The sequence below is a fragment of the Pseudomonas sp. H11T01 genome (assembly GCF_048515765.1).
Taxonomy (GTDB): domain Bacteria; phylum Pseudomonadota; class Gammaproteobacteria; order Pseudomonadales; family Pseudomonadaceae; genus Aquipseudomonas.
Window position 1 is genome coordinate 321,749 of the sequence record NZ_JBLYED010000003.1, and the last position, 12,049, is coordinate 333,797.

Annotated in this window: 8 protein-coding genes; 5 read left to right on the forward strand and 3 right to left on the reverse strand. The window is 59.7% G+C overall.

What is annotated here, in order from left to right:
• Positions 1 to 345 precede the first annotated feature (345 nt).
• Genes mexE through ACN1C3_RS05915 form a run of 3 tightly spaced genes read left to right on the forward strand, consistent with a single transcriptional unit; the run spans position 346 to position 6,218 of the window.
• Entirely contained in the window at positions 346 to 1,602 is a 1,257-nt protein-coding gene (gene mexE, locus ACN1C3_RS05905) for a multidrug efflux RND transporter periplasmic adaptor subunit MexE (RefSeq protein ID WP_419114856.1), read from the forward strand.
• A 15-nt stretch (positions 1,603 to 1,617) separates the two neighbouring features.
• Complete coding sequence (locus ACN1C3_RS05910; RefSeq protein WP_419114857.1) at positions 1,618 to 4,797, forward strand: efflux RND transporter permease subunit; 3,180 nt, start codon at positions 1,618 to 1,620, stop codon at positions 4,795 to 4,797.
• Complete coding sequence (locus tag ACN1C3_RS05915; protein WP_419114858.1) at positions 4,794 to 6,218, forward strand: efflux transporter outer membrane subunit; 1,425 nt, start codon at positions 4,794 to 4,796, stop codon at positions 6,216 to 6,218. The genes ACN1C3_RS05910 and ACN1C3_RS05915 overlap by 4 nt, the downstream gene beginning before the upstream one ends.
• Positions 6,219 to 6,424: 206 nt before the next feature.
• Here ACN1C3_RS05915 and ACN1C3_RS05920 read toward each other — a convergent pair whose 3' ends face one another.
• From ACN1C3_RS05920 to ACN1C3_RS05930, 3 genes are read right to left on the reverse strand one after another with little or no spacing between them, the layout of a single operon-like run.
• Positions 6,425 to 7,390, reverse strand: a complete 966-nt coding sequence (locus ACN1C3_RS05920; protein ID WP_419114859.1) for a biotin/lipoyl-binding protein — start codon at positions 7,388 to 7,390, stop codon at positions 6,425 to 6,427.
• A gap of 4 nt (positions 7,391 to 7,394) precedes the next feature.
• On the reverse strand, positions 7,395 to 7,595 hold the full coding sequence (locus tag ACN1C3_RS05925) for a DUF1656 domain-containing protein (RefSeq protein WP_419114860.1): 201 nt from the start codon (positions 7,593 to 7,595) through the stop codon (positions 7,395 to 7,397).
• Positions 7,585 to 9,732 carry an FUSC family protein gene (locus ACN1C3_RS05930; protein ID WP_419114862.1) on the reverse strand — a complete coding sequence of 716 codons (2,148 nt, stop codon included), beginning with the start codon at positions 9,730 to 9,732 and terminating at the stop codon, positions 7,585 to 7,587. Before ACN1C3_RS05930 ends, ACN1C3_RS05925 begins: the two co-directional genes overlap by 11 nt.
• Positions 9,733 to 9,938: 206 nt before the next feature.
• On the opposite strand from ACN1C3_RS05930, the gene ACN1C3_RS05935 reads away from it, so the two are divergent.
• Positions 9,939 to 10,838 (forward strand): bestrophin family protein, encoded by a 900-nt coding sequence (locus tag ACN1C3_RS05935; protein ID WP_419114863.1) that lies wholly within the window; start codon positions 9,939 to 9,941, stop codon positions 10,836 to 10,838.
• 75 nt (positions 10,839 to 10,913) lie between these two features.
• Positions 10,914 to 11,969: a tetratricopeptide repeat protein gene (locus tag ACN1C3_RS05940; protein ID WP_419114864.1), complete on the forward strand. Its 1,056-nt coding sequence runs from the start codon at positions 10,914 to 10,916 to the stop codon at positions 11,967 to 11,969.
• Positions 11,970 to 12,049 lie beyond the last annotated feature (80 nt).

A 12,049-nucleotide genomic window follows, 5' to 3' on the forward strand; every position in this document is an offset into this window, starting at 1 on the left:
TTTAGCGATGCCCGGCAAGGTGTCTGCGCAAAGCTCGTTATGACCGCTGACTTCAACTTCACGGACTGAGAGGTACTGTATGTTGTTCTTCAACAGAACTACCCATCGGGTGCTGGCCTCACTCGTCGACAGACTGGATCGAGCTTCAAGCCAATCCTTTGCACTCCCTGCAATACTGAATTGTCATCTTTTCATTTGATAGCCACCTATCGAAAGGTGCATGCTAGAGAGCTCGCTTTGAACTCATATCATTCCGAATGATAGTTACCTTTGCTTCATTCGATTCGTTTGATACAACCCCGCCAAGCATTATCCGCCCATCTCAATACATTGGCGGATGCATCCATGGAACAGTCACTCAAACATTTGCGTTTCCCCTTGGCCGTTTTGGCCTTGCTGGTGATGAGCGCCTGCGGCAAGACGCCAGACGCTGCCGCCACCATGCCTGCGGCCAAGGTCAGCGTGGCCAAGGTGCTGGAACAACCCGTCAACGAGTGGGACGAATTCACCGGGCGCCTTGAAGCCCCGGAAACCGTCGAGATCCGTCCACGGGTGTCCGGTCAGATCGATGAAGTGGCCTTCACCGAGGGCGCATTGGTCAAGAAAGGCGACCTGCTGTTCCAAATCGACCCTCGGCCGTTCCAGGCTGAAGTCCGCCGCCTCGAAGCTCAAGTCGCACAAGCCCGCGCCAACGCCACCCGCAGTGAGAACGAAGCCCAACGTGGCGAACGTCTGCGTACCAGCAATGCAATTTCCGCCGAACTCGCCGACTCGCGCACCAGCGCGGCTCAAGAGGCTCGCGCCGGCGTCGCGGCGATTCAAGCGCAACTGGACGTCGCCAAACTGAACCTGAGTTTCACCCGCGTGACCTCGCCCATCAGCGGTCGCGTCAGCCGTGCGGAAATCACCGCCGGCAACCTGGTTACCGCTGACGTCACCCCGCTGACCAGTGTGGTCTCCACCGACAAGGTCTATGCCTACTTCGACGCCGACGAGCGCGTGTACCTCAAGTACACCCAGCTGGCGCGCCAGGGCCAACGCGGTCAAACCACCCCGGTCTACCTTGGTCTGTCCAATGAAGACGGTAACCCGCACCAGGGCCAGATGAACTTCGTCGACAACCAGGTCAACCCGAAAACCGGCACCATCCGTGGTCGCGCCGTCTTCGACAACAGCAAAGGCGAATTCACCCCTGGCTTGTATGCCCGCCTGAAACTGGTGGGCAGCGGTACCTACTCCGCCGTGCTGATCAACGATGAAGCGGTCGGTACTGACCTGGGCAAAAAGTTCGTGCTGGTGATGGAGGCTGACAACAAGTCGGCCTATCGCGCGGTCGAGTTGGGTCCGAAAATCGAAGGCTTGCGCATCGTGCGCAGCGGCCTGAACAAAGACGACACCATCATCGTCAAGGGCTTGCAGCGGGTACGTCCGGGTTCACCGGTCGCCCCTGAAGTGATCCCGATGGCCAGCAAAGAAACCCTCGCCGCTTTGGCGCAACAACGACAAGCACTGGAAGCCAGCAACCTGCCTCAAGTCGCGCCCGCCAAGAGCGCAACTGGAGTAGCGGTGAAACTGGCCAGTGCTGCGACTCCACGCGGTTAAGGGACGACAACTCCGATGAATTTTTCCCAATTCTTCATTTCACGGCCGATCTTCGCAGCGGTGCTTTCGCTGCTGATCCTGATCGCTGGCGCCATCTCGCTGTTCCAGTTGCCGATCAGCGAATACCCGGAAGTGGTACCGCCGACCGTTGTGGTCCGCGCCAACTTCCCGGGTGCCAACCCTAAAGTCATCGGTGAAACCGTGGCGGCTCCGCTGGAGCAAGCCATCACCGGCGTCGAGAACATGCTGTACATGTCCTCGCAGTCCACCGCTGACGGCAAGATCACCCTGACCATCACCTTCGCCCTGGGCACCGATCTGGATAACGCCCAGGTCCAGGTGCAGAACCGTGTCACCCGATCCGAGCCCAAGCTGCCCGAGGAAGTGACCCGGATCGGTATCACGGTGGACAAGGCATCGCCCGACCTGACCATGGTCGTGCACTTGACCTCGCCAGACAAACGCTACGACATGCTCTACCTGTCCAACTACGCCCTGCTCAACATCAAGGATGAGCTGGCGCGTCTGGGTGGCGTCGGCGACGTGCAACTGTTCGGTATGGGCGACTATTCGCTGCGGGTCTGGCTTGATCCGAACAAGACCGCTTCGCGTAACCTGACCGCAACCGATGTGGTCACTGCCATCCGCGAGCAAAACCGTCAGGTCGCCGCCGGTGCCCTGGGTGCGCCGCCTGCACCCAATGCGACGGCCTTCCAACTGTCGATCAACACCCAAGGTCGCCTGGTCACCGAGGAAGAATTCGAAAACATCATCATTCGCGCAGGCGACAACGGTGAAATCACTCGTCTGAAAGACATCGCTCGCGTTGAACTGGGCTCCAGTCAATACGCTCTGCGTTCATTGCTGAACAACCAGCCGGCGGTGGCGATCCCGATCTTCCAGCGGCCGGGTTCGAACGCCATCGAAATCTCCAACGAAGTTCGGGCGAAAATGGCCGAGCTGAAGAAGAACTTCCCTGAAGGCATGGACTTCAGCATCGTGTACGACCCGACGATCTTCGTGCGTGGTTCCATCGAAGCCGTCGTGCACACCCTCTTCGAAGCACTGATCCTTGTCGTGCTGGTGGTGATCCTGTTCCTGCAAACCTGGCGCGCCTCGATCATTCCATTGGTGGCGGTGCCTGTTTCGCTGATCGGTACGTTCGCCGTGATGCACTTGTTCGGCTTCTCGCTGAACGCCCTGTCATTGTTCGGATTGGTACTGGCCATCGGTATCGTGGTGGACGACGCCATTGTGGTGGTAGAGAACGTCGAACGGAACATCGGCCTCGGACTCACGCCGGTCGAAGCGACCAAACGCGCCATGCGTGAAGTGACCGGCCCGATCATCGCGACGGCGCTGGTGCTGTGTGCCGTATTTATCCCGGCGGCGTTCATCAGCGGCTTGACCGGGCAGTTCTATAAACAGTTCGCCCTGACCATTGCGATTTCCACCGTGATCTCGGCCTTCAACTCGCTGACCCTTTCGCCGGCATTGGCCGCAGTCCTGCTCAAAGCCCACGACGCGCCCAAAGACCGTTTCTCGAAGGTGCTCGACAAGATCTTCGGTGGCTGGTTGTTCCGTCCGTTCAACCGCTTCTTCGATCGTGCCAGCCATGGTTATGTCGGCACCGTGAGTCGGGTCATCCGCAGCAGCGGCATCGCCCTGCTGTTGTACGCAGGCCTGATGGTGCTGACCTTCTTCGGTTTCGCCAACACTCCGACCGGTTTCGTACCCGGCCAGGACAAGCAATACCTGGTGGCCTTCGCCCAACTGCCGGATGCCGCGAGCCTGGACCGTACCGAAGACGTGATCAAGCGCATGTCCGACCTGGCCCTGAAACAGCCTGGCGTGGAAAGCGCAGTGGCCTTCCCTGGCCTGTCGATCAACGGTTTCACCAACAGCCCTAACGCCGGCATCGTGTTCGTGACCCTGAAACCTTTCGACGAACGCAAGGACCCAAGCCAGTCGGCCGGTGCCATTGCCGGTGCGTTGAACGGCCAGTTCGCCGGGATTCAGGAAGCCTACATGGCGATCTTCCCGCCGCCGCCGGTACAAGGCCTGGGGACCATCGGTGGTTTCCGCCTGCAGATCGAAGACCGGGGCAACCTGGGCTATGACGAGCTGTACAAAGAAACCATGAACATCATCGGCAAAAGTCGCAGCGTGCCGGAACTGGCAGGCCTGTTCACTAGCTACACGGTGAACGTGCCGCAGGTCGATGCCGCCATCGACCGGGAAAAGGCCAAGACTCACGGCGTCGCTGTCAGTGACATCTTCGACACCCTGCAGATCTACCTGGGCTCGTTGTATGCCAACGACTTCAACCGTTTTGGTCGCACCTATCAGGTCAACGTTCAGGCCGAGCAGCAGTTCCGTCTCGAGCCGGACCAGATTGGTCAGCTGAAAGTGCGTAACAACAAAGGCGAGATGATCCCGCTGGCGACCTTCATCAAGGTCAGCGATACCTCGGGGCCGGACCGCGTGATGCACTACAACGGCTTCATTACCGCAGAAATCAACGGTGCGGCAGCCCCCGGCTACAGCTCCGGCCAAGCCCAGAAAGCCATCGAAAAACTGCTCAAGGATGAATTGCCCAACGGCATGACTTACGAGTGGACCGATCTGACCTATCAGCAGATTTTGTCAGGCAACACCGCGCTGTTCGTGTTCCCGCTCTGCGTACTGCTGGCGTTCCTGGTACTGGCCGCGCAATACGAGAGCTGGAGCCTGCCACTGGCGGTGATTCTGATCGTACCGATGACCCTGCTCTCGGCCATCACCGGTGTGATTGCGTCGGGCGGCGACAACAACATCTTCACCCAGATCGGCTTGATCGTACTGGTGGGGCTTGCCTGTAAGAACGCGATTCTGATCGTCGAATTCGCCAAGGATAAGCAAGAGGAAGGTCTGGATCCGCTCAGTGCGGTACTGGAAGCCTGCCGTCTGCGTCTGCGGCCGATCCTGATGACCTCGTTCGCCTTCATCATGGGTGTGGTGCCATTGGTCTTCTCCAGCGGTGCCGGTGCGGAAATGCGTCATGCCATGGGCGTCGCGGTGTTCTCCGGAATGCTCGGGGTGACCTTCTTCGGTCTGTTGCTGACGCCAGTGTTCTACGTACTGATCCGCCGTTTTGTAGAGCGCGGCGATGCCCGAAAAGCGGCCAAGGCCCTGAAACTGGAGGCGCAACAATGAGCCTGAAAGCCTTCCTGCCGAGCTTGCTGGTACTGGCCTTGAGCGCCTGTGCCGTAGGCCCGGACTATAAAACCCCTGCCACGGAGCCGGCCAACATCACAGCCGCCACCGATGGCGCCGCCGGTCAGAAGAACTTCGACCGTGCGCGTTTCGAAGGCATCTGGTGGCAACAATTCGACGATCCGACCCTCAACCAGTTGGTGACTCAATCCTTGCAGGGCAACCGTGAGTTGCGTGTGGCCTTCGCCCGCTTGAAAGCGTCTCGGGCGATTCGTGATGACGTCAGCAATGACGCCATGCCGACCATCACCAGCCGTGCCAGTAGTGATATCGGCACAGCTCAGCAACCTGGCATCACTGAAAAGCGCGTGCACACCGAACGCTATGACCTGGGTCTGGACATGGCCTGGGAGCTGGACCTGTTCGGGCGCATCCAGCGCAACCTGGAAGCCAGCGATGCTGACCAGCAGGTTGCCGAAGCCGACCTCTACCAGCTGCAAGTGACCATGATTGCCGAACTGGTGGATGCCTACGGGCAACTGCGCGGCGCGCAACTGCGGGAAAAAATCGCTCTGGCCAACCTGAAGAACCAGCAGGACTCGCGCAAAATCACCGAAAGCCTGCGTGACGTCGGTGTCGGTGATCAGCTCGATGTGGTGCGTGCTGATGCCCGCCTCGCGGCGGTCGAAGCCAGCGTGCCGCAACTGCAAGCCGAGCAAGTGCGCGAGCGTAACCGCATCGCTACCCTGCTTGGTCAGCGTCCGGACAAACTGAGCGTCGACCTCAGCCCGGCCAACCTGCCGGCTATTGCCAAGGCGCTACCGATTGGCGATCCAGGTCAATTGCTGCAACGCCGTCCCGACATCCGCAGTGCCGAACGCAAACTGGCGGCGGCGACTGCGCGTATTGGCGTGGCTAAGGCCGACTTGTTCCCGAAAGTCAGCTTGAGCGGCTTCCTGGGTTTCACCGCCGGACGGGGTTCGCAGATCGGTTCCTCAGCGGCCAACGCCTGGGCGCTGGGCCCAAGCATCACCTGGGCAGCGTTCGATCTGGGTAGCGTGCGGGCTCGCCTGCGCGGTGCCGATGCGCAAGCCGAAGGCGCGCTGGCGACCTATGAGCAACAAGTGCTGTTGGCACTGGAAGAATCGGAAAACGCTTTCAGCGATTACGGCAAACGTCAGCAACGCTTGATCTCGCTGATTCGTCAAAGCGAATCGAGCCGCGCCGCTGCTGATCTGGCTGAAATCCGCTACCGCGAAGGCACCGCGGACTTCCTCGTGCTGCTCGACGCTCAACGCGAACGTCTGGCGGCCGAAGACTCCCAGGCCCAGGCTGAAGTTGACCTGTACCGCGGCATCGTCGCCATCTACAAAGCCCTCGGCGGCGGCTGGCAGCCAGAGACGGTCGCCAGCAACAACTGATTCAAGAGCCCCTTTTGGTTGGCCGCAACCAACCAAATTTTTCAGCCCCGCGCCGCATTCGGTCGCGGGGCTTTTTTTGTCTGCACGCCATAGCACAAACACCACAATCCCTTGTGGGAGCGAGCCTGCTCGCGATGACCGACTGACAGACGACGTGATGTTGGCAGACAGACTGCTATCGCGAGCAGGCTCGCTCCCACAGGGGGTTAGTGTGTTGCCTTGTTTTCTCGGTGTTCCTCAACGGTCACGGTGGCAGTGGTCCCGGCACGCAGGCGGTTTTTGGCGATATAGTCGGCGTCGATCTGAATCCGCACCGGCACCCGTTGCGCCAGTTTGACCCAGGTATAACTGGGGTTGATGTTGGCCAGCAAGCGACCGCCGGGCAAGTTCTCCCGGTCGGCAATGGCGAAGGCAATGCTTTGCACGGTGCCGCCGAAGGTTTCGCCGCTCATCAATTCGATCCTGACACGATCGCCCTCCTCGATTCGCGGCAGCTTGGTTTCTTCGAAGTAGCCGCTGACATAAAACGAGTCACTGTCCACCAGCGCCAACAGCGCGCCACCGGCCGCGGCATAGTCGCCTTGGCGGGTCAGCAGATTGGTGACGTAACCACTGACAGGCGCTTCGACCCGGGTGCGCTGCAAGTCGAGTTCAGCCTGGGTCAATGCGGCGATTGCCAGTTGCACGTTGGCTTGAGCCAACCCCAGGTTGGCCTGGTTGCGCAGCAGTTCCGCCTGCGCTACGGCGACGTCCGTGCTGGATTTTTCCCACTCCTCGCCAGAGATCGCGGAGCGCTCCTTGAGGGTACGACGTCGGTGTTCTTCGCTCTGACGCTGCCTGAGCAGCGCCTGACTGGAGACAATGGTCGCTTCGGATTGCCCCAGCGAGGCTTTCGCCACCTCAACCGAGCGCTTGGCATGCTCCACCGCCAGGACGTAGCGCGCCGGATCGATCTCCAGCAGCAACTGGCCTTTCTGCACATGCTGGTTGTCCTGGACGCCCAGGCCGACAATGCGCCCCGAGACATCGGCCGACAAGGTCACCACATCGGCACGCACCCGGGCATCCCGCGTCCAGGGCGCGCGGGTGTAATGCTCCCAGGCGAACCAGCCAAGCACAAAGGCCAGCAATACCACCGCCACGGTCACGAGTCGGGAAAGGATCTTCTTCAACGCATCAAGCTCCCATCACCAGAATCAGCGTCGCGCAAACGCAGGCGTACAACGCGCCTTCGAACAAGGCTTCATGCCAGACGAACCGCAGCACGCCCAAGCGGCGCAAGATCCAGTCCAGCAGCAGGAACACCGGAAAGGCCAACAGCAGCGCCTGGGCGATTGGCGGCAAGTAGACGCCGCCTACTTCCAAATCAATGGGCAAGGGCCGGTACTCCTTCCACATCTACGGGTTGAAAGTGTTTGCGATGTCGCTCCAGAAACGACACCACGATCAGCAGCGCCACACGCATCCTGAAGACCGACCACAGGTGTTCATGAACGTCCAGATGCAAGTCGTCCATTTCATCGCCCAACACACGCAGGTTTCCGAGCAGTTGCTCAAGGTCAATCCCGGGCCGCCCGGCGACCAATCGTCCAGTCTCACGGACCGTAGCCAGCAAACGGTTTTGTTGTTCTGTACTGAGTAACGTGTTGCTTTGCCCCTGTTGCCTGAGCTGGTTTAACGCCACGCCCAGAGCCACGCACCCAAGACTGACTTCGAACAACTCGCTGGAACGCTTGTCGTGGGTAGCCGGCAATAATCCCAACATCATGGTCAGGCGATCGACCATGCGGCTTTCAAACGTAAATTGCTGCTCATCGGTGGCCGGCGTCTTCAGTAAAGCGTAGACCTGCTCGCAGTTCTCATTGAACAGTCGGCGTATCCGCAAAACGGGCCGGAACGGGAAGATCAAGGCGTAGACACTGAGCGCCAGCGTGGCGGCGCAGATATACGAAGCGGCAAACTCGAACCACAGAATGGCCGTGTTTTGGCCCACGCCTACGTTTTGCGGGCCCAGCAACAGCATCGTCGTCAGTCCAAGCCCAATACCTGTGCCGGTGGTTGGCGGACTGGACAGCCCCACCGCGACCGCATACAGCAAGGGAGCGAGCAACAAAGCGAGTAACTCGAAGTCACTGATCATCGGTATCAGCAGGAACAGATAGAGCGCCGACGCCACCAACGCCAGACCCAGCCCCCTGGCAAAACTTTGGCTGGCCAGCAACGGCCGCGGAAAAGTCGCCATCAGCGAACAGAGAATCCCCACCACGATCATCCCGCCCCGAGCCCCGTCCCAAGCGGTCTCGATCCAGATCAAGCCGGCCACCAGCAACGCGGTAAATGCCCGGATCGCGTTCATCGCCGCCAGGGTGAAGTCCAGATGCAGCGGATTGTCCTGGCCGCGAAACACGCAACTGGCTTCACGTCCTTCCTGGATTGCGTCGCTCAGTTCCAGAATCTGCCCCAGTTGCTCCAACATCCGCGCCTGCTCCCAGCGCAGTGCCCAGGCCAGTGAACGCAGCGTGGCAGGCATCGTCTCGGTAAGTTGTTCGGCCTTGTAGGCCTGGTCATCGAAACGCTGTTGCAGCGCCGAGAAATGATGGCGAGCCTCGGCTGACAACGAGCGTCCCTGCTGGGCCAATTCATCAAGAAAGACCAGTTCTTCGGCGCGCAAACGCTGTATCTCTTCCGGCAACGCTCCCTCCCAGCGCTCGGCAAGCAGCTCCCGCTGGTGGCGTAAAGCCGTCAGCCGCGAGGTCAGCAGCACCAGCTGATTACCCAGCAACTGCACCAGCCCATTGGCGCTGCGCAAACGTGGCGCATCGAAATACAAATGTCGACGTACGCCTTCCAGCGCGCTGATCGCGCCTAGCAGCTGCATCTGGCGCCGGTGGAAATCGGCTTCGCTTTCTTCGGTTCGAATCACGGCAGCAGCGTGGGTTGCAAGCAGCTTTATCACTTGATCGATCTTGGCGAAGTAATCCCGGGCCACGGTTTCCGGTCGCGCCGTAAGAAGGCTGACAACGCACACGCAGGCAACCGCCAAGAGCGTCTCGGTCACGCGGGTGACGGCCAGCAGGAACGTGCCGTCCTGGTCAGGCACCGCCAGCAGAGCAACAACCACTGCCGTGTATCCGCTCAAAACAAACGCCTGGGAACTGGTGTAGCGCAGCAAGGTGCCACCGGCGGTACACAGCGCCAACCATAGGGCCAGGGTGATGATGAAAGGTAGGGGCGCCTGGGGAAAGATCGCCATGATCAACACCGCCACGACCGCACCCAAGGTGGTGCCGATGACTTGGCCGAAACTGCGGGCCAGGGCCATGCCGCCCAGTGGCTGGCTGACGATGACCACCGCCATGATCGACCACTTGGGCTGGTCGAGGTCGAACAAGAAGGCCAGATACAGCGTCAATAGCCCGGCCGCGATGGTTCTCAAAGCAAACAACAGCACCCCTCGCCCGGGGTTGAGTATCGCCTTGAAGTACTGAAGTAGCGGTTGCATGGAAACACTCATCGAGTCATCTCCAGCAAGCGTAGTCACTGCTTCGGTGCGTCGACAGCTTTGAGTGTCGACACAAGCTGCAGACAAACTCGTCGATGGGTAAGACGCTTATGATAGATACGCTCGATCACCCTGTCAGCCAAAGCGATTGGACAGAAACGAGCCGCGCTTCTAGGCTGGAACCGCTGCGAAAGCGTCACTCGATAAAGCCCAACCCCATGATTGTGCGTCCCAAGCCGAACCTGATCGGCATCCTGTTTTCCCTCAAAGGCTCGATTGCCCGGCGCATCGCCTTGCGCAGCCTGCTTGTCACCTTGTTGGCCTCGGTGATTGTGCTGGTGGAAACCTGGCATCCCGCCTGGTTCTCCAAGGTCAATGCCACGCCGTTCACCTTGCTCGGGCTGTCGCTGTCGATTTTCATGAGCTTTCGCAACAACGCCTGTTATGACCGTTGGTGGGAAGGTCGCAAGCAGCTGGGTCAGCTGATCATCGAGGTGCGCTCGCTGACTCGCGAAACCCAAGTGCTCAAAGACGTTGAAGAACGCGAATGTCTGTTGCGCGAGCTCTGTGGTTTCGCTCATGGACTGATTGCACGATTACGATTCGAAGATGAGGCGGCGGCGATCAAGCCATGGGTGCGCGACGTCGTTGAGGCCAATCATCCGAACATCACTGATAGCCTCCTGCAACGGATTGGCGCGCGCTGTTCGCAACTTGTTGAACACGGTCAGATCAGCGAATGGCGCTACACCCAACTGGAAACCCGGCTGGTCAGCCTGAGCCAGGTTCAGGCCAGCTGCGAGCGCATCAAAAGCACGCCGTTGCCCTTCCCTTACACCTTGCTGCTGCACCGCACGATTTATCTGTTCTGCATCCTGCTGCCCTTCGCTATGGCGCAACCGCTGGGGTGGTTGGCTCCGATCTTCACCGCGATTGTCAGCTACACCTTTTTCGGCCTGGACGAAATCAGTGACGACCTCGAGGATCCGTTCGGCTTTGATGAGAACGATCTGCCGTGTAATGCGATTTTGCGCACCATTGAGCGCGAAGTACTGGCGGCCTTGGGGCAAACCGACTTGCCGCCAATGCTGGAACCGATCGAGTACGTGCTGACCTGACTCAGGGTTTGACTCGCGGCCCCTCCTGACCGAAGCTGACGCCTCTGCAAAAGCCTGCCAGCCCCGGATTCCTGCATGTCCAAGCCCCGCCGCCATCTACTCATCAGTCTGCTTATCGTGTTTGCCTTCGGCATCGCCTGGATTTCTCTGCGCAGCACTGCGCCAGTGGTTCCGCCTGCGGTGAAGCACGGTTACAGCAAAGCACTGGAACAGGCACGAAATGGTCTGCCGGGAGCTGCACGGGTGCTCTATCAGCAACTGGCCCGCCCGGATCTCTCGGACGATCAGCGAGTCAGACTGCTTGCCGAACTGCCCAACTACCCTAGCCCACAGGCGCTGAAACTGGCCGGCACCGATCTGCAAAGCCCCTCGGTGGTGGTTCGTCAGGCGGCGATTCAAAGCATTCTCGCACTGGTGCCCAGCGGGCAAAGAAGCCTGTTGCTCGGCCCGTTGCTCGACGACAGTGAGCAAAGCGTGCGATTCGCCACGGCGACAGCGCTGCTGGGACTTTCGCCGGACGATCTGGGATTGTATTTCGGCCCTCTGGAGCAGGTGCTCGATGAATATGAGTCAGTCCTCAACACCCAGCCTGAGAACGTCGAGGCGCAGTACCAACTGGCCCGCCTGCACCTGCACAACGGCCAATTGAAAGAGACGCAACAGGCACTTGAACAGGTGTTGCGCCTGGAACCTGGCAATCTGCGCGCCGTGGTGATGCAAGTCGAAGTGTTGGACAAACAAGGTCAGAGTGACGCCGCCCGGCAGTTGCTCGCCAAACAGCTGCAGGACCAATCCGGCTCGGCTTACCTGCAACATGCCTTGGGCATCTGGCTGTTGCACCACGGGCAAAGCGAGTTCGCGCTGCTGGGCCTGTCCAAAGCCGTAGAGCTTGAGCCGGACAACACCGATTACCGCTACGACCTGGCCACCACGCTGCACGCTCAAGAAGAACTCCAGGCCGCACAAAAGCAGCTCGAAGAGATCGTTCAACGCCAGCCAGCCAATCGCAAGGCGCGGGTGCTGCTGATCAACTACTGGAAAGAAACCGGACAGCTGCAAAACGTGCAAATCCTGCTCGCACAGCTGGAGCAACAGAACCCGGATGATCCGGCGTTGCAGCAGGGGTTGTAGGCCCAACCCCAAGGTGTGATGGGTATATGTAAATCCCCGTAGGAGCTGGCGAAGCCTGCGATCTTTTCAGCGGTCAATCG